Genomic DNA, 18,796 nt, shown 5'->3' on the forward strand with positions numbered 1-18,796 from the left:
TATCGTGCGCGGATGAATTCCCCCACCCCGGCCTCACGTGGCGGCGTGGCGCGTGTGTGCCGTTACCTGTACCGCGTACCGCTGCTGCTGGTCCACCTGTTGCTGTTCCTGCCGATGCTGCTGATCGCCATGCTGCCCCCGTGGGGCGTCATGCGCGTGGGCAACCGTCCGTTCGAGCACGTCGCGGTCAATGCATGGTCCAGCGGCCTGATGTGGATCTTCGGCTTCCGCCTGCACCGGATCGGTACGCCGCTGCCGGGTGCGGTGCTGTTCGTGGCCAATCACGTCAGCTGGGTCGACATCAACATGCTGCACAGCCAGCGCATGATGGGGTTCGTGGCCAAGCGCGAGATCGCCAGCTGGCCGGTGGTGGGCTGGTTGGCCGCCCGCGGCCAGACCATCTTCCACCAGCGCGGCAGCACCGAGTCGCTGGGCGGGGTGATGCAGGAAATGGTGGTACGCCTGCGCGAGGGCAAGGCCGTGGGCGTGTTCCCCGAGGGGCGCACCCGCGGCGGCCATGAAGTGGGCCCGTTCCACGCCCGCATCTTCCAGGCCGCGGTGGAAGCCCAGGTCCCGGTGCAGCCGGTGGCGCTGCGCTATGGCTGGCGCGGCGACGCCCAGACCATCGTGGCGTTCGGCCCGGGCGAGAGTTTCTTCGCCAATTTCCTGCGCCTGCTCGGTGAGCCGGCCCGCCGCGCCGAGGTGCATTTCCTCGCGCCCATTGGTACGCACGACCTGGAAGGCCGTCGCCGCATCGCTGAAACTTCGCGGACGCGCATCCTGGCGGCGATGAACGCCGAGTAGCGCATGTCGGCTCTTCACGCGCCAGCGTCGCAACCGGGAGCAGGCTGCCGCCCATGTTGACCGCTGCCGACTACCGCCCGCCGCGTTGGCTGCGCAATCCGCACCTGCAGTCGATGCTCAGCTCCAGCCGCATGCGCATGCAGCGCGGCCTGATGCTGCTTGCCGCCACCGGGGCGATGACCGACGAGCTGATCCTGGACGGCGGGCAAGGTGTGCGCCTGCAGGGCTGGCACAGCCACGTGGAAGGCCGCGAGCCGATCGGCATGGCGCTGCTGCTGCATGGCTGGGAAGGCAGTGCCGAGTCCAGCTACATGCGCATGACCGCCGCACGCATGCTGGAGGAAGGGTTCGACGTGGTGCGGCTGAATTTCCGCGACCACGGCAACACCCACCACCTCAACCCGGGCATCTTCCACTCCAACCGCATCGACGAAGTGGTCCAGGCCGCCGGCGACATCGCCCAGCGCTGGCCGCAGTTGCCGCTGGTCGCGGCCGGGTATTCGCTGGGCGGCAACTTCGTGCTGCGGCTGGCGCTGCGCGCGCCGTCGGCGGGGGTGCCGCTGCGCCGGGTGGCGTCGGTGTGCCCGGTGCTGGACCCGGCCATCACCATGGAGAGCATCGAGAACGGCCCGGCGATGTACGACTGGTATTTCCGGCGCAAATGGGCGGGCTCGCTGCGCCGCAAGCGTGATCTGTTCCCCGAGCTGAGCGACTGGGACGACCGGGTGCTCAAGCTGGACATCCGCGCCCTCACCGCCTGGCTGGTCGAGCACCACACCGATTTCGGCTCGCTGCAGGCGTATTTCGACGGGTACTCGATTGCCGGTGACCGGCTGGCCGGGCTGGCCGTGCCGGCCGACATCCTGATGGCCCAGGATGACCCGGTGATCCCGTTCGCCACCTTCGACGGCTGGCGCCTGCCGGCCCACGCCCACCTGGAAATCGCCCCGTGGGGCGGCCATTGCGGCTTCCTGGAGAACTGGCGCGGCGACGGCTTCTCCGAACGCTGGGTCTCCCAGCGGCTGCGCGCCGAAGCCGTGCGCTGAGCGAGCTTGGCCCGGCGGGCGTGCTCTACAATCGGGGTTTGACCCACGCTGGACCGTCATGCAAGACAAGATCCTCCAAGCCCTGCGCCGCAATGCGGCCGACGATGCCGTGCAGCTTGCGCGCCAGTGGACCGCCGACGAGCCGGAGCAGCCGCAGGCGCACCGCTGGCTGGCGCTGTCGCTGCAGCAGCAGGGCCAGTACGACGCCGCCCTGGAGAGCCTGCAGCAGGCCCTGGCGCTGGCGCCGGACAACGCCGACCTGCACCTGCAGCACGCTGGCCTGCTGTTGGCCCTGCGCCAGTTCGACGCGGCCGGGTCGGCGCTGGACCGCACCGCGTCGCTCAATCCCAATGAGCTTTCGGCCTACCTGATGCAGGCGCACATGGCGCTGCTCCGCAACGACGTGGACGAAGCCGAGCGCATCACCCGCACCGCCGCCCGCCTGGACGAGGACAGCCCCGAACTTGCGGCGTTGAACGGCATGATCGCGCTGCGCCGGGGCGAGGGCGACCGCGCGCTGGCCTTGCTGTCGGCCGCCGCACGTGCGCTGCCGGATGACGCGCGGGTGCTGTACGCGCTCGGGTTTGCCTACATGAGCAAGGACATGCTGGCCTTCGCCGAGCAGGCGTTCCGGCGCGTGATCGAGCTCAATCCGGCCGTGACCTCGCTGCGCGCGCTGCTGGTGCAGCTGGCGCTGCGCCAGGGCAACAGCGAATCGGCCGCGGCCACGCTGCGCCAGGTGCTGGCCGAGCCCGACGGCGACACCCCGGCCACGCGCCGCCTGGCCGGTGAGCTGGAACTGCAGTCCGGCCAGCCGCTGCAGGCGCTGGAGCACCTGTTGCCGGTGCTGGAACAGACGCCCGCCGATCGCCACACGCTGCAGCTGCTGCTGATGGCCTGGCAGCGCCTGGGTCGCGAACAGCAGGCCCGCGACACCCTGGACGCGCTGCTGGACACCCACCCGCAGCTGCACGACCTGTGGCTGGCGCGGCTGTCCATCGAAGTGGTGGGTGCGGCCGAAGCGGTTGCCGTGGGCGAGCGCTGGCTGCAGGCCATGCCCGAGCACCTGCCGGCGTTGGAAACCCGCATGCGCCTGCACGACATGGCCGGCGAAGGCGAGGCCGCCGAGGCGATCGCACGCCGCATCGTGGCGCTTGAGCCGGGCCGCGCCAGCGGCGAGACCCGCATCGTGGACGCCCTGCTGGCACGCGACCCGCAGGCGGCGGTCGCCCATGTGCAGGCCATCCATGACAGCGCACCGGACGCGGCCAAGTCCACCCTGCGTACGTGGCTGGGCGCCGTCCAGGACCAGGCCGGGCAGCATGCCGACGCCCTGCGCAGTTGGGTTGGCGCGCACGCCGCAGAAGCCGGCCAGCGCCTGCCGCTGCCGCCGCAGGCCAAGGCGCCGCTGAGCTGGCCGGAGATGGGCACCATTGCCGAGGACGCCGTGGCCCGCCCGATGCTGGTCTGGGGTGCACCGGGGTCGGGCGTGGAGCGCGTGGTCGCGGCCATCGCCGCGGCCAGCAACGTGCTGCGTGGCGACCGTTTCGGCCAGAACCCGCCCGACGATGCCTTCCAGAGCTACCACACCCTGCAGAACCTCTCGACCGGCACGCTCAGCCCCGAGCAGCTGGTGGCCCAGTGGCGCGAACAGCTGCCCTCGCGCGGGCTGGCCGACGCCAATGTGATCGACTGGCTGCTGTGGTGGGACAACGCGCTGTTGTGGGCGCTGCGCCCGCAGCTGCCCGAAGGCCGCCTGCTGGTGGTACTGCGCGACCCGCGCGACATGCTGCTGCACTGGCTGGCGCATGGCGCACCGGCGCCGTTCGCGGTCAACGGCATCGACGAAGCCGCCGAGTGGCTGGCGCGTTCGTTGGCCCAGGTGGCCACCCTGCACGAGCAGGACCTGTACCCGCATGCGCTGGTCAACATCGATGGCATCGGCAACGACCCGGCCGTGATGGCCGAGCACCTTGGCCGTCTGTTCGGCATGCGCTTCCCGCCGGCGCCCACGCTGGGTCCGGCGCGCCTGCCGGCCGGCCACTGGCGCCAGTACCGCGAGGTGATGGCCGCGCCGTTTGCGCTGCTGACGCCGGTCGCGGTGCGCCTTGGTTACCCGGAAGAATGAGGAGTTCCGCATGCGCCTGAGCAGCACCCGCCTTCAGAATGGCCAGCCGATCGCGGCGGAGTTTGCCGCCGGTGACGCCGCTGGCTTCGCCCCCAACCGCAACCCACCGCTGGCCTGGAGCGAGGTGCCCGAGGGCACCCGTTCGTTCGCCCTGCTGTGCATCGACCCCGATGTGCCGACCGTACCGGAGACGGTGGGCCGGCAGGACTGCACCGTGCCCCGCGACCAGCCGCGCGCCGACTTCGTGCACTGGGCCATGGCCGACATTCCGGCCACGTTGCGCGAGATCGTGGCCGGCAGCTGCAGCGAAGGCTTCACGGTCAAGGGCAAGACCGCGCCGGCCGGACCGGCCGGGTCGCGTCAGGGCCTGAATGACTTCACCGGCTGGTTTGCCGGCAACCCGGACATGGCCGGCCAGTACCTGGGTTACGACGGCCCGTACCCGCCGTTCAACGACGAACGCGTGCACCGGTATTTCTTCCGGCTGTTCGCGCTGGACGTGGCGCAGCTGGACCTGCCGACGCCGTTCACCGCCGCCGATGTGCACCGGGCGATGCACGGCCATGTGCTGGCCGAGGCCGCGTTGCACGGCACGTATACGTTGAATCCAGCGCTGGGTTGATCAACCCAGCCGCCCCGATCCGGTAGTGCCGGCCGCTGGCCGGCTCCCCATGGGCCCTTCCGAAGGTTCATGAGGAGCTGGCCAGCGGCCGGCACCCCATGGGCCCTTGCGAAGGTTCATGAGGAGCCGGCCAGCGGCCGGCACCCCACGGGCCCTTCCGAAGGTTCATGAGGAGCCGGCCAGCGGCCGGCACTACCTGTAGAAAGAAGAAGGGCGGCCTCTGGCCGCCCTTCCGCGTTTCAATTCTTGACCGTTTCCGACTCGACCACCATGTCCAGCACGTACGCCAGCGACGAGGCGTCGGCCGGCGGGTTGGCGATCTTGTAGCGCTTCACACGCACCACGTTGCGCACGCCGTCTTCGTGGGTGTAGCCCTCGATGGTGCCGTAGAAGTTCTCGAACGCGCCCGGGGTGCCCTGCTTGAGGCCCTTGTCGTCAAAGGCCACTTCGCGGGTCTGCAGGCACTGCATATCCGGGATCATCGGGTGCGAGCACGGCTTGGTCTTCGCGGCCACTTCCAGGAACACCGTCTCGCCTTCGCCGCCGTAGCGGGTTTCGGCGGTCGGTTCGGGGTTGAAGACCAGCACGTCGCCGGCGGCGGTGCGCAGGGTCAGCTGGCCCTGGCCGGCCAGTTCAGCCTTGAGTGCGCCTTCCAGTCGCGAGCCCACGGCCTGGTCCAGCGCCATCAGCGCCTTGTCGGTGCAGGCCATCATGGTCGAGGCCATCGGCGACACGGTCAGGGTGCCGTCGGCCAGCGTATAGCCGCCGCCCATGCGGTTGCAGGTGTTGCTCACCGACAGGCGGCCGTCGTTGAAGTCCAGCGTCACCGGCTTGTCGGCACGGGCAAACAGGGCGTCCACGCGCTTGCCGCTGGCATCGGTGGCGCTGTCCAGCAGCCAGTGGTTGCCCTGCAGGCGCTGCACGTCCAGCTTGGCGGCGGCCTGGGTAGTGGCGGCGGCCGTCGGCGCGGGGGCGAGGTCATCGCTGCCGGTGCCGGCCGGTGCGGTGGTGGACGGGTTGCTGCAGGCGGCCATCAGGGCCAGCGGCAGGATCAGCATCAGGGTGCGGGTGCGGTTCATGGACATCTCCTTGGGAACCCGGGGAAAAACGGTGCAGCGTACGAAACGGGGTCAGGCAGGTACCGGCGGTGTTCAGTTGCCAGCAGGCAACCACAGCAGCAGTGCCGCGCCCAGTGCGATGCGATAGAACGCAAACGCGGTGAACTTGTGGGACTTGATATAGCCCAGTAGCCACTTCACTACGACGAAGCCGGTGACGGCGGCGGCAAGGAAGGCCACGCCCACGTCGGTCCAGTTCTCGTTGCCGAGCTTGCCGTCCTTGGCCATTTCCAGGAACGCGTAGGCACTGGCGGCGAACATGGTGGGAATGCCCACCAGGAACACGAACTCGGTGGCCGCCGCGCGCCGGCTCAGGCCAAACAGCATCGCGATGAAGATCGCCGCCGCCGAACGCGAGGTGCCCGGGAACACCCCGGCCACCACCTGCGCCAGGCCGACCAGAATGGCCACCTTCCAGGTCACCTCGTCGCGGTCGGGCAGGCGTGCGCTGTAGGTTTCCACCAGGATCATCCAGATACCGCCGATGATCAGCGCCCAGGCCACCGGGGTGACCGTCTCGGGCAGCTCCCAGCCAGCCAGGCGTACCGGCAGGCCCACCACGGCGGTGACCAGGAAGGCGGTGCCCAGCTTCATCACGTAGTCGCGGTTGGTGCGCTCGTGCAGGCCGGTGGCCAGCGTCCACAGCCGCTGGCGGAACACCAGGGTGATGGCCAGGATCGCGCCGGCCTGGATCACGATGTTGAAGAAGTCCGAGCGCGCGCCCAGCCAGTGCTGGGCAATCAGCAGGTGGCCGGTGCTGGAGATCGGGAGGAATTCGGTAAGGCCTTCGAGGATGCCCAACAACAGGGCAGAGAGCAGGTCGGACATCGGGTGCTGGGACTCGGAATGGATGAAATCGCGGTAAAGCATAAAACATCAAACGCCGCACCAAATGTGTGCGTGGTGCGGCCGTTGCACCGTTGTGGTGCGGCGGCTTCCGCGGCGGGAAGGGTGCGCGGCCAATGAAATCAACAACTTGTGAAGAGTGAAAAGTTGGCACGGCGATTGCTCTACTCACCTACGCAATCATCCATCCGAGGGTTTCACCGATGTCCGTGGAAAACGTTGAGAAGCTGATCAAGGACAACCAGATCGAGTTCATCGACCTGCGTTTCGTCGACATGCGCGGTATCGAACAGCACGTCACCTTCCCGGTGAGCATCGTCGAGCCGTCGCTGTTTGAAGAAGGCAAGATGTTCGATGGCAGCTCGATCGCCGGCTGGAAAGGCATCAACGAATCGGACATGGTCCTGCTCCCGGACCCGGCCAGCGCCTACATCGACCCGTTCTACGCCGACCCGACCCTGGTGATCAGCTGCGACATCCTCGACCCGGCCACCATGCAGCCGTACGGCCGCTGCCCGCGCGGCATCGCCAAGCGCGCCGAGGCCTACCTGAAGTCCTCCGGCATCGCCGAGCAGGCCTTCTTCGGCCCGGAGCCGGAGTTCTTCATCTTCGACTCGGTCCGCTTCGCCAACGACATGGGCCACACCTTCTTCAAGATCGATTCCGAAGAAGCCGCGTGGAGCACCGGTGACAAGTACGACGGCGCCAACAGCGGCTACCGTCCGGCGGTGAAGGGCGGTTACTTCCCCGTGCCGCCGACCGACTCGCTGCACGACCTGCGCGCTGAAATGTGCAAGACCCTGGAACAGGTCGGCATCGAAGTGGAAGTGCAGCACCACGAAGTGGCCACTGCCGGCCAGTGCGAGATCGGCACCAAGTTCAGCACCCTGGTGCAGAAGGCCGACGAACTGCTGCGCATGAAGCACGTCATCAAGAACGTCGCCCACCGCAACGGCAAGACCGCCACCTTCATGCCCAAGCCGATCGTCGGTGACAACGGCAGCGGCATGCACGTGCACCAGTCGCTGTCCAAGGGCGGCACCAACCTGTTCTCCGGCGACGGCTACGGCGGCCTGAGCCAGATGGCGCTGTGGTACATCGGCGGCATCTTCAAGCACGCCAAGGCCATCAACGCCTTCGCCAACTCCGGCACCAACAGCTACAAGCGCCTGGTTCCGGGCTTCGAAGCCCCGGTGATGCTGGCCTACTCGGCCCGCAACCGCTCGGCATCGTGCCGCATTCCGTGGGTGTCCAACCCGAAGGCGCGCCGCATCGAAATGCGCTTCCCCGATCCGATCCAGTCCGGCTACCTGACCTTCACCGTGCTGATGATGGCCGGCCTGGACGGCATCCGGAACCAGATCGACCCGGGCGCACCGAGCGACAAGGACCTGTACGACCTGCCGCCGGAAGAAGAGAAGCTGATCCCGCAGGTCTGCTCCTCGCTGGACCAGGCCCTGGAAGCGCTGGACAAGGACCGCGAGTTCCTGAAGGCCGGCGGCGTGATGAGCGACGACTTCATCGACGGCTACATCGCGCTGAAGATGCAGGAAGTGACCCGCTTCCGCGCCGCCACGCACCCGCTCGAGTACCAGATGTACTACGCCAACTGAGCAACCGGTGACGATGACGAAGGCCCTCCCTCCCACCTTCGTCATCGTCACTGCTTTTCCGGCTGGGGAGCCGGCAAGGCACGTGTAAAACGGACCGCCGGTCCGTTATGTGCGGTAGAGCGGACCGTTGGTTCGTTATACCCGGTAGAGCGGACCGTTGGTCCGCTGCAAAAGGTAGACCAGACCGTTGGTCCGCTATGAAAGGTAGAGCGGACCGTTGGTCCGCTGCACCACCAGGGGCAAGAGAGACCGGACGCGTGCCATGGGCCCCTCCTCCCTCCCGCGTCACCGCTACCGTTGCCCGCAAGGGCCCCGGCAGTGGCGAGGCCCATGCATCGTTCGGCGCACCAGGGGGCGGCCATGTGCAAGTGGCCGCCCGCTGACCTGACACCGGCCAGCAACACACCGCCGGTTCCATCCACCATCGGGACATGCGCATGAAACTGATCTCCGCCATCATCCGGCCGTTCAAGCTCGACGAGGTCCGCGAGGCCCTCTCCGATGCGGGCGTGTCGGGCATCACCGTGACCGAAGTGAAAGGCTTCGGGCGCCAGAAGGGCCACACCGAGTTGTATCGCGGCGCGGAGTACGTCGTGGATTTCCTGCCGAAGATCAAGATCGAAACGGTGGTCACCGACGACCGCCTGGACGCGGTGGTCGAAGCGATCCAGAACGCGGCTGGCACCGGCAAGATCGGTGACGGCAAGATCTTCGTGACCGCGGTCGAACAGGTCGTTCGCATCCGCACCGGCGAAATCGGCGCTGACGCGCTCTAACCCTACTCGGAGCCCACAATGAAGACCTCTTTGTTCACCGGGTGGCAAGCCCGGTTCCATGCCGTGTGCCTGTTGATGCTGGTCAGCGCACTGGCCGTTGGCGCGTTCTCCAGCACCGCGCAGGCCCAGGCGCAGGTCACCCCGGCACCGTCGGAGACGGTCGCGGTCGAGCCGCTGCCCGTTGCCGCCGCGCCGGCCGCACCGGCCGCCGAGGCTGCCGTCGCTGCCGCGCCCAGCTTCGATCACGGCGACGTGGCCTGGATGCTCACCTCCACCCTGCTGGTACTGCTGATGGTGGTACCCGGCCTGGCCTTGTTCTATGGCGGCCTGGTGCGTTCCAAGAACGTGCTGTCCATCCTCAGCCAGATCCTGGTGGTGTTCTCGCTGATCCTGATCCTGTGGGTGGCCTACGGCTACAGCGCGGTGTTCAGTGAAGGCAACGCCTTCTTCGGCTCCTTCACCGAGTTCGCCTTCCTCAAGGGCTTCAGCCCCGACTCGGTCGGCAACACCCCGATCAAGGGCCTCCCCGACTATCTGTTCGTCGCGTTCCAGTCGACGTTTGCCGGCATCACCACCGCGCTGATCGTCGGTGCCTTCGCCGAGCGCATCAAGTTCAAGGCAGTGCTGCTGTTCTCCGCGCTGTGGTTCACCCTGAGCTACATCCCGATGGCCCACATCGTGTGGGGCGGCGGTTACCTGGGGGCGATGGGCGCGATCGACTTCGCCGGTGGCACCGTGGTTCACATCAATGCGGGCGTGGCCGGCCTGGTCGGCGCGTACTTCGTCGGCAAGCGCATCGGCTACGGCCAGACCGCGCTGAAGCCGCACAACGTACCGTTTACCTACATCGGCGCGATGCTGCTGTGGGTGGGCTGGTTCGGCTTCAACGCCGGCTCGGCCGCCGCCGCCGACACCGTGGCGTCGCTGGCCTTCCTCAACACCATCCTGGCCACTGCCGCGGCGGTGCTGGGCTGGACGCTGGTGGAAGCGGTGAGCAAGGGCAAGCCGTCGGCCCTGGGCGCGGCGTCCGGCGCGGTGGCCGGCCTGGTCGGCATCACCCCGGCTTGCGGCACCGTGGGCCCGCTCGGCGCGATCGTGATCGGCCTGGTGGCCGGCGTGGTCTGCGTGTGGGGCGTGACCGGTCTCAAGCGCCTGCTGCGCGTGGATGACACCGCCGACGTGTTCGGCGTGCACGGCATCGGCGGCATCGTCGGCGCGTTGCTCACCGGCGTGTTCAGCGCCCAGTCGCTGGGCGGCACCAAGGCCGATCTCGACATCGGCCACCAGGTCTGGGTGCAGCTGGTCAGCGTCGGCTTCACCATCGTCTGGTGCGCCGTGGTCACCGCGGTGATCCTGCTGGTGGTCCGCATGGTGTTCGGCCTGCGCGTCACCGAAGAAGCCGAGCGCACCGGCCTGGACGTCACCTCGCACGGCGAATCCGCCTACGAGGCCTGATCGCCCGCAACGTAATGCCGGGCTCTGCCCGGCAACCAGCCAACCGTAGTGCCGGGCTCTGCCCGTCAACGCAACCAACCGTAGTGCCGGGCTCTGCCCGGCAACGAAAGAAACAAGAAAAGCGAGAGAGAAGCAGTACCTTCGCCGGCGGCCTTCGGGTCGCCGGCTTTTTGTTGGGCGTCTGCAATCAGCCACGCATGGCGTAGCTCTACCGCCCACGCGTACACACCCGCCCGCCGGCACCCGCGCACAGAATCCCGCACAATGATCGGATGCGCCCCATCCGCACCGTACTGCCGCTGTTCGCCTGCCTGCTGCTCGCTGCGTGCGCCAGCACCGGCATTCGCAGCCCACTCGCCAGCTGGGTGCCATCGCCCAACTACAACGCGCGCAGCCCGGTCATCATCGTGCTGCACCACACCGACCAGCACTCGGTCCAGGAAAGCCTGGACACCCTGCGCAGCGCCAACAGCGGGGGCAAAGTCAGCGCGCACTATCTGGTCGGTGCCGACGGCCACATCTACCAACTGGTGGGCGACGACCGCCGCGCCTGGCATGCCGGCCCGGGCCGCTGGGGCACCATCACCGACCTCAATTCGGCCTCGATCGGCATCGAGATCGACAACGACGGCGACACCCCGTTCGCGCCCGCGCAGATCGACGCCGTGATCCGCCTGCTGGACGACCTGTGCACGCGCCTGCGCATTCCGCGCACGCAGGTCATCGGTCATGCCGACCTCGCGCCCACCCGCAAGCAGGACCCCAGCCGCTTCTTCCCATGGCAGCAGCTGGCCCAGGCCGGCTTCGGCGTGTGGCCGCGCGACAGCGACGGCGCCGCACCGGCAGGATTCGATGCGTACCTGGCGCTGCAGACCTTCGGCTACCCGCTGGACGACCGCGATGCCGCCGTCGGCGCATTCCATCGTCGCTTCCGCGGCCGCGACGACCTGCCCGCCACACTGGATGCCGAAGACGCCCGCATCCTGCATTCGCTGCTGCGCCAGATGCCATAACGGCCGCGCGATCCCAGGACCAATGACGATCCCACGCCTCACCGCCGCATGCCGATGTCCTGTGTCACCGCGCATGGGCCGGGCCCTCACGCGCACCCGTGAACCGGTAGAGCCGACCGTTGGTCGGCTGCTCTCCCTCACACACCGCGCGTGGTCGCACCGCCAGCCGACCAACGGTCGGCTCTACGATTCCAGCTGCGTCAGCCGGCCAACGGTCGGCGCTACGATTCCAGCCGCGTCAGCCGACCAACGGTCGGCGCTACGATTTTCAGCACCGCCAGCCGACCAACGGTCGGCTCTACCATTTCAGGACCCTCGCCCATGACGATCACACGCCTTACCGCCGCATGCCGACTTCCGGCGGCACTGCTCATGGGCCTGGCGCTGCTGACCAGCTGCGCCGTGTCCCCGCAGCGCCCCAGCGCGCCCGGCAACACCTACGTCAAGGCCGCCTGGACCGCGTTGCCCGCCGTCTCCGATGCTGACCTGCAGGCCGGCTTCGCCGCGTGGCGCAGCAGTTGCCCGCGCCTGAAGACCGACACCACCTGGGCATCCACCTGCACGGCGGCAGCGACGGTCGACACCACGCCGGCCGCTATCCGCCAGTTCCTGCAGGAGCGCCTGGACGTTTACGCGTTACGCGCCGCCGGCAACCGCGCTGATGGCCTGATCACCGGCTACTACGAACCCATCTACCCCGGCAGCCTGACCCGCACCGCGCAGGCCACCGTGCCGGTCTACGGCGTGCCCAGCGACATGGTCAGCGTGCAGCTGGACAGCCTCTACCCCGAGCTCAAGGGCAAGCGCCTGCGCGGCCGCGTCGACGGCCGCGTGCTCAAGCCCTACGACGATGCCGCGACGATTGCCGCGCAGGGCGTCAAGGCACCGGTGCTGGCCTGGCTCACCCACCCGATGGACCTGCAGTTCCTGCAGATCCAGGGCTCGGGCCGCATCGTGCTGGCCGACGGCCGCCACCTGCGCATCGCCTACGCCGACCAGAATGGCCACCCCTACCGCCCGATCGGACGCTGGCTGGTGGAGCAGGGCGAGCTGAAAAAGGACGACGTCACCATGGACGCCATCCGTGCCTGGGCCATCGCGCATCCGGCCCGCGTGCCCGAGCTGCTGGCCAGCAATCCCAGCTACGTGTTCTTCACCAAGGGCCCCGACGGCGACGAAGGCCCGCGCGGTTCGTTGAACGTGCCGCTCACCGCCGGCTACAGCGTCGCGGTGGACCGCAACGTGGTGCCGCTGGGCAGCCTGCTGTGGCTGTCCACCACGCGCCCGGACGGCAGCGCGGTGGTGCGCCCGGTGGCCGCGCAGGACACCGGCGGCGCGATTGCCGGCGAGGTGCGTGCCGACCTGTTCTGGGGCACCGGCGACGCCGCTGGCAAGCTGGCCGGTGACATGAAACAGAAGGGCTTCATCTGGATGCTGTGGCCCAAGGGCGCGGCGTTGCCGAGGGCGGAGTAGGGACCGGTGCGTGAGGCCTGCTTCACGCACCGGTCCTATGCTCGCCGTTCGCATCCCGTTGCGGATGCTTCCTGGCAAGGTGACTCGACTCAATGAGCGCATTCCCCGACCGTTTCGACGTCATCATCGTGGGCGGCAGCTATGCCGGCATGTCCGCGGCCCTGCAACTGGTGCGGGCCCGGCGCAGCGTGCTGGTGATCGACAGCGGCACCCCGCGCAACCGCAACGCGGTGGTCGCCCATGGCTTTCTGGGCCGCGAAGGCATGGCCCCGGCCGAGATCGCCGCGCAGTCGCGTGGCGAACTGATGCGCTATCCCACCCTGGCCTGGCTCACCGGGCGCGCCATACGTGCCGAGGTCCTGGGCGGCGGCAAGCACTTCGACATCCATTGCGAAGGCGGCCAGCACTTTTCAGCTCGCCGGCTGATTCTTGCCTACGGCGTCACCGATACGCTGCCCGCCATCGACGGTCTCGCCGAGCGCTGGGGCAGGAGCGTGCTGCACTGCCCGTATTGCCACGGCTATGAGCTGCAGGAAGGCCGCATCGGGGTCGTCGGCTGCTCCGATGACGGCGGGGCAGGGCAGGCGCTGCTGCTGTGCGACTGGGGCAATGTCACCCTGTTCTGCAGCGATGCCGCGCGCATCGATCCGGCGCAGAAGGTGCGGCTGGACGCGTGTGGCGTGGTCATCGAAACGACGCCTGTGCTGCGCGTGGATCGGGAGGCCACCGTCGTGCTTACCGATGGGCGCCGCGTCGTCACCGATGCGCTGTTCGTCGCCCCGGTGTCGCGCCTGTCCTGCGACTTGGCCCAGCAGTTGGGGTGTGAGTTGCAGGACGCCGGCTGCATCACCGCCGATTCGGCCAAGCAGACCACCGTGGAAGGCGTGTTCGCCTGCGGCGACGCGGCCCGCATGGCGGGCAACATCGCGCTGTCGGTCGGCGAGGGCGCGCTGGCCGGCGTGGCCGTGCATCATTCGCTGGTGGGTCTGCTGGACTGAGGGGCCATTGGCGCTACATTCGCGCAAGCGGCCCCTGCAACCGCGCATGTCCGGCCGACAAAAAAATGGAAGGGAACGTCCATGCAGGTCAAACGCATCATCGCCAACATCCGCACCGCAGACCCCACGCTCGCCGATCGGTTCTACCGGGACATCCTAGGTCTGGAGCTGGCGATGGACCATGGCTGGATCCGTACCTATGCCAGCCCGAACCACATGACCGTGCAGCTCAGCGTTGCGCAGGAGGGCGGCTCGGGGACCGACGTGCCCGACCTGTCCGTGGAGGTGGATGACCTGGAGGAAGCGCTGCGCAGGGTGAAGGCAGCCGGCATTCCACTGGTCTACGGGCCGACCCGCGAACCCTGGGGCGTGCGACGGTTCTACGTACGCGACCCGTTCGGGCGGTTGGTCAACATTCTGCAGCACGCGTAGCTCGTCATGGACGCGACGTATCCGACGTGCCTGGACACCGCCGATGACGCCACTGCCTGCGCCTTCTTCTGGACGGGCCTGGCGCTGGACATCCTGCACGTGGATGCCAGCAAGGAATGGGCATACGCCAGGATCGACGCGCGGGACGCGCCGACCATCGAGATCATCGAGATTGCCACGGCGCGTGACCGCAATGCGGCCATGGACGCGCTGCAGCTCGCTACGGGTGACGCGGATTGGCAAACCGCTGGACGCTGGCTTTTACGGGAGCTGCTGGTGCAGTTCCGGTCGGGTGGGCTTTCAGCGCACGAAGCATCCCTCACTGCCATGCGGGTAGCAAGCACCGCCCGGCTTCCCGCGGAGGTCTACTACGCCTTCGACGGTCTCGATGACGAACGGGTGCTGGTGGCCAATGGCATCTTTGGCACCGCTGCGGGATTTGAAGCTGACCTTGTTGAGGCACTTGAGCGGTATTCGTGCACTGCCTGACAGATATCGCATCTGTCGGGGCCGTTGGCGCCCTGCACCCGAGCCACGCCGATCCTCCGCATTCTCTTCCTCAATGGATCATGCAAGGAAATTCACGAACGCGAAGTGCTGGTTGGCGGGAAGCGCCCGATCTCAAATCAACGTCCGCGGCGTCTGATCCCGATCCCATATCCAGAACGTGTCGCCGTAATCCGACTTCACGATCTGCGGGAACACCTCACCCTGTTTGAAGTAGCGGCGTGAGTCGACCTTCGCCGGGGTGTACCACCACCTCTGAAACCAGCAACCGATCCCGAACGGCTACTGCCGGCCCGTGAGATGGAAGACGGTCGTGACCGTGATCGTCAATGTGGGTGAGGCGAAGTGAGTGAATGCTCTCAACTAGGGGGCGCATGCTTCCTCTCGTTGTATCGAAACAGATATACGCGGCTATCGACCGTCCGCTACGCCACTGCGCTTGGGCGGGTCGGTGGTGACCGTGGCAATGCCGCTAGTCAGCGCCTTACCCAATTGTAGGTAGGTCACGTGGCGTAAACAGGGCTCGCGCCGCTGATCCAACTGTGCTTCGGGGATCTTCCCGACATCGGACCTGGAGCAGCCGACCAACGGTCGGCTCTACCGGGATGCTGTGTAGCCGACCAACGGTCGGCTCTACCGGGACGTTGTGTAGCCGACCAACGGTCGGCTCTACCCCGCCGGCTGACCAGGATGAATGGAGACGCGTGAGACGCGGTGCCGTCCCCGGTTGCCCGCTGTTTGTGATTCAACCCCCTTCGCTTTTGCACTACATTGGTGCAATGACCTCCGCACTTGCGCCCCCCGCCCTCGACGTCCTCGGCACCCCGGTTGCCTGGGCCGACGCCAGCGGCCGCGTGGTGGGCTGCAACCCGGCGTTCGCGCGCTGGCTGGGGGTGAGCGTGCGCCGCCTGATCGGTCAGCCGCTGGCCTCCCTGGAAGTGCAGGGCGAGGCGCTGGCGCACTTCCTGGCCCGTGACGAGCGCGACACCCTGCGCCTGCATCGGCTGGCCCTGGCCTTGCCGGGCGACGCCCCGCGTTTCGCCGAAGGCTGGCTGAGCCGGTGGGACGAAGGCGGGTGGCTGCTCGAAGCGCATCCGGTGGACGAGTTCCCCGGCCTGGACCCGACCCAGGCCCTGCCCAGCGCGCTCAGTGCAGCGCTCAAAGGCCTGGCCCACGAGCTGCGCAATCCACTGGCGGGGCTGAAGGGCGCGGCCCAACTGCTGGCCAAGCGCAATGCGCAGCGGGCCCCCGATGAGCGCGACCCGGACGAGCGCGAGCTGATCGAGTTGATCGGCTCGGAGATCGAGCGCCTCAACGGCCTGCTCGAACAACTGCTGTCGCCGGCCCCGGCCGCGCCGCACGCGCCGCTCAACATCCACGCCTCGCTGGAGCGCGTGCTGCGCCTGGCCGAAAGCGAAGGCGGCTGGGCGGTGCGGCTGCAGCGCGACTACGACCCCAGCATTCCCGAATTCGACGGCGACGCCGACCGCCTGACCCAGGCGGTGTGGAACCTGGTGCGCAACGCGATCCAGGCCGGCGCCGGCAGCGTGACCCTGCGCACCCGGGTAGAGCACGGTGTGCGCATCGGCGACCAGGTGCACCCGCTGGCGCTGCGCCTGGAGATCGCCGACGACGGCCGCGGCGTACCCGAGCAGCTGGCCGAGCACCTGTTCCTGCCGCTGGTGAGCGGTCGCGCCGAAGGCACCGGGCTGGGCTTGGCGCTGGCCCAGCAGGTGGCGCGCGAACACCGCGGCACGCTGACCTACCGTTCCCGACCGGGGCATACCGTCTTCACCGTGCTGCTGCCGATCGGCCACGGCACGCCCGCCGAGGAGGCCGCCCATGGCGGATGACACCGACAGCACCGCGCAGCGCGTCTGGGTGGTCGATGATGACCGCGCGGTCCGCTTCGTGCTGTGCACCGCGCTGCGCGACGCCGGCTACCGCGTGGAAGGCTTCGACGGCGCCGCTTCGGCGCTGGCCATGCTCGATACCCAGCCGCCACCGGACCTGCTGTTCACCGATGTGCGCATGCCCGGCGACGATGGTCTGGTGTTGCTGGACAAGCTCAAGGCCGCGCACCCGCAGCTGCCGGTGATCGTAATGTCAGCCTATACCGACGTGGCCAGCACCGCCGGCGCGTTCCGCGGCGGTGCGCAGGAATTCCTGTCCAAACCGTTCGACCTCGACGATGCGGTGGCGCTGGCCCAGCGCGTGTTGCCCGCGCCCGATGCGCTGGCCGATGCGCCGGCACCGGCTGCCGTGGAGCCCATGCCCGACCAGCGCCCGCAGCTGGTGGGCGACACCCCGGCCATGCGCGCGCTGTTCCGCGCGATCGGGCGGCTGGCGCAGGCGCCGCTGTCGGTGCTGATCAATGGCGAAACCGGCACCGGCAAGGAACTGGTCGCACATGCGCTGCACCATGAATCGCCGCGCGTGCAGGGGCCGTTCGTGGCGCTCAACACCGCAGCCATTCCCTCCGAATTGTTGGAAAGCGAACTGTTCGGCCACGAGGCCGGCGCGTTCACCGGTGCGCAACGGCGCCACGTGGGCCGCTTCGAGCAGGCCAACGGCGGCACCTTGTTCCTTGATGAGATCGGTGACATGCCGCTGCCGCTGCAGACGCGGCTGCTGCGCGTGCTGGCCGAGGGCGAGTTCTTCCGCGTGGGCGGGCGCGAGCTGATCCGGGTCGACGTGCGCGTGATCGCCGCGACCCACCAGGACCTGGAGTCGCTGGTGGCACAGGGCCGCTTCCGCGCCGACCTGCTGCACCGGCTGGACGTGGTGCGGCTGCGCCTGCCGCCGCTGCGCGAGCGTCGCGACGACATCACCCAGTTGGCCGATACCTTCCTGGCCGCGGCGGTGCGCAAGCTGGATACGCCGCCCAAGCGGCTCACCGCGGCTGCGCTGCAGGCGCTGCGCGAACATGACTGGCCCGGCAACGTACGCGAGCTGGAGAACGTGTGCTGGCGCATGGCGGCCCTGGCCGCCTCAGACACCATCGGGGTGGCCGATGTGGACAGCGCGCTGCATCGCGGCGGTGGTCCGCGCACCCGCGCGGCGGGCGATCCGGGCCAGTGGGAAACCCTGCTGTCGGCCTGGGCGCGCCAACGCCTGGCCGAAGGCGCCGAGGGCCTGCACGCGCAGGTGCGCGACCGGGTGGACCAGGCACTGCTGGAAGCGGCGCTGCAGATCACCCACGGGCGCCGCGCCGAAGCGGCCGCGCGCCTGGGCATGGGCCGCAATACCCTGACCCGCAAACTCGGCGCCGGGCGCCGTCGAGGCGGATGAACCAGATGTCCACGGCATGTGTGCACGGCGTCCGTGCCGCTTTCATGGTGTGTGGACGAGCACGTCGTTAGTTTGCAACCAAGGAGTTTTCCATGCGCAGTTCTTCCATCGTCCTCGGTGCAGCGGTTGCCCTCGGCCTGGCCGCCTGCGGCAGCACGCCGCCACCGCGCCCCACCGCCCCGCCGGTGCCGCTGGTGAGCACGGCAAAGATGGCCGAAGCCAACCTGTCATCGGCGTCGGCCAGCCTGGTCAGTGGGCGCCTGGCGTTGGTGCCCGACGCGCAGGGCGTGCACATCACCGGCGTCATCGGTGGCCTGCAGCCGTTGCAGACGGCAGCGTTCCACGTGCATGAGCGCGGCGATTGCAGCGCGGTGGATGCCAGCAGCGCGGGCGGACATTTCAATCCGGGCGCGCAGCCGCATGGCCGCAACAGCGCCGGCGCGCACCACGCCGGCGACATGGACAACCTGCGCGCCGATGCGCAGGGACGTGCCAACGTGGATGTGCGGCTGCCAGCGGTTACGCTTGGCGGCGGCGCAGCCACCGATATCGCCGGGCGTGCACTGGTGGTGCATGCCAACGCCGATGATTACCGCAGCCAGCCCGCCGGCAATGCCGGCGCCAGAATCGCCTGCGGCGTCATCCGGGTCACGCGCTGATCGCGCAGCCCGACG

General features: G+C 68.4%; 17 protein-coding genes. 15 read left to right on the top strand and 2 right to left on the bottom strand.

Annotation, left to right across the window (positions count from 1 at the left end; genetic code table 11):
- The first annotated feature begins 12 nt into the window (after positions 1-12).
- Genes ACZ0AE_RS00385 through ACZ0AE_RS00400 form a run of 4 tightly spaced genes read left to right on the top strand, consistent with a single transcriptional unit; the run spans position 13 to position 4,600 of the window.
- Positions 13-804: a lysophospholipid acyltransferase family protein gene (locus ACZ0AE_RS00385; RefSeq protein ID WP_038691332.1), complete on the top strand. Its 792-nt coding sequence runs from the start codon at positions 13-15 to the stop codon at positions 802-804.
- Between the two features lie 56 nt (positions 805-860).
- Positions 861-1,850, top strand: coding sequence for a YheT family hydrolase (locus ACZ0AE_RS00390; protein WP_463602039.1), 990 nt, complete (start codon positions 861-863; stop codon positions 1,848-1,850).
- Positions 1,851-1,908: 58 nt separating this feature from the next.
- Positions 1,909-3,978 carry a tetratricopeptide repeat protein gene (locus ACZ0AE_RS00395; protein ID WP_463600116.1) on the top strand — a complete coding sequence of 690 codons (2,070 nt, stop codon included), beginning with the start codon at positions 1,909-1,911 and terminating at the stop codon, positions 3,976-3,978.
- Positions 3,979-3,988: 10 nt separating this feature from the next.
- On the top strand, positions 3,989-4,600 hold the full coding sequence (locus ACZ0AE_RS00400) for a YbhB/YbcL family Raf kinase inhibitor-like protein (RefSeq protein ID WP_448132689.1): 612 nt from the start codon (positions 3,989-3,991) through the stop codon (positions 4,598-4,600).
- Between the two features lie 239 nt (positions 4,601-4,839).
- Here ACZ0AE_RS00400 and ACZ0AE_RS00405 read toward each other — a convergent pair whose 3' ends face one another.
- Complete coding sequence (locus ACZ0AE_RS00405; RefSeq protein WP_448132690.1) at positions 4,840-5,679, bottom strand: META domain-containing protein; 840 nt, start codon at positions 5,677-5,679, stop codon at positions 4,840-4,842.
- A 72-nt stretch (positions 5,680-5,751) separates the two neighbouring features.
- Positions 5,752-6,546 (bottom strand): undecaprenyl-diphosphate phosphatase, encoded by a 795-nt coding sequence (locus ACZ0AE_RS00410; RefSeq protein WP_463602040.1) that lies wholly within the window; start codon positions 6,544-6,546, stop codon positions 5,752-5,754.
- A 221-nt stretch (positions 6,547-6,767) separates the two neighbouring features.
- Here ACZ0AE_RS00410 and glnA point away from each other — a divergent pair, with 221 nt between their 5' ends.
- The 11 genes from glnA (at position 6,768) to ACZ0AE_RS00465 (ending at position 18,781) form a co-directional block, all read left to right on the top strand.
- Positions 6,768-8,177, top strand: a complete 1,410-nt coding sequence (glnA, locus tag ACZ0AE_RS00415; RefSeq protein ID WP_038691327.1) for a type I glutamate--ammonia ligase — start codon at positions 6,768-6,770, stop codon at positions 8,175-8,177.
- Positions 8,178-8,614: 437 nt separating this feature from the next.
- The gene (locus ACZ0AE_RS00420; protein WP_026070924.1) at positions 8,615-8,953 is read left to right on the top strand and encodes a P-II family nitrogen regulator; all 339 of its coding nucleotides are present in this window, start codon (positions 8,615-8,617) and stop codon (positions 8,951-8,953) included.
- Positions 8,954-8,971: 18 nt separating this feature from the next.
- Complete coding sequence (locus ACZ0AE_RS00425) at positions 8,972-10,408, top strand: ammonium transporter (protein ID WP_463600117.1); 1,437 nt, start codon at positions 8,972-8,974, stop codon at positions 10,406-10,408.
- 272 nt (positions 10,409-10,680) lie between these two features.
- The gene (locus tag ACZ0AE_RS00430; RefSeq protein ID WP_463600118.1) at positions 10,681-11,421 is read left to right on the top strand and encodes an N-acetylmuramoyl-L-alanine amidase; all 741 of its coding nucleotides are present in this window, start codon (positions 10,681-10,683) and stop codon (positions 11,419-11,421) included.
- Positions 11,422-11,742: 321 nt separating this feature from the next.
- Entirely contained in the window at positions 11,743-12,894 is a 1,152-nt protein-coding gene (gene mltA / locus ACZ0AE_RS00435; RefSeq protein WP_463600119.1) for a murein transglycosylase A, read from the top strand.
- 92 nt (positions 12,895-12,986) lie between these two features.
- On the top strand, positions 12,987-13,892 hold the full coding sequence (locus ACZ0AE_RS00440) for an NAD(P)/FAD-dependent oxidoreductase (protein WP_463600120.1): 906 nt from the start codon (positions 12,987-12,989) through the stop codon (positions 13,890-13,892).
- A gap of 81 nt (positions 13,893-13,973) precedes the next feature.
- A complete protein-coding gene (locus tag ACZ0AE_RS00445; protein WP_463600121.1) occupies positions 13,974-14,324 on the top strand; it encodes a VOC family protein in 351 nt (116 codons plus the stop codon).
- A gap of 6 nt (positions 14,325-14,330) precedes the next feature.
- Positions 14,331-14,813 (top strand): hypothetical protein, encoded by a 483-nt coding sequence (locus ACZ0AE_RS00450; protein WP_463600122.1) that lies wholly within the window; start codon positions 14,331-14,333, stop codon positions 14,811-14,813.
- Between the two features lie 797 nt (positions 14,814-15,610).
- A complete protein-coding gene (locus ACZ0AE_RS00455; protein WP_463600123.1) occupies positions 15,611-16,684 on the top strand; it encodes a two-component system sensor histidine kinase NtrB in 1,074 nt (357 codons plus the stop codon).
- Positions 16,674-18,122, top strand: coding sequence for a nitrogen regulation protein NR(I) (gene ntrC, locus ACZ0AE_RS00460; protein WP_463600124.1), 1,449 nt, complete (start codon positions 16,674-16,676; stop codon positions 18,120-18,122). The genes ACZ0AE_RS00455 and ntrC overlap by 11 nt, the downstream gene beginning before the upstream one ends.
- Positions 18,123-18,214: 92 nt before the next feature.
- Positions 18,215-18,781, top strand: a complete 567-nt coding sequence (locus ACZ0AE_RS00465; RefSeq protein ID WP_038691308.1) for a superoxide dismutase family protein — start codon at positions 18,215-18,217, stop codon at positions 18,779-18,781.
- Positions 18,782-18,796: the final 15 nt, after the last annotated feature.

It is taken from the genome of Stenotrophomonas sp. AC248, from assembly GCF_979258185.1.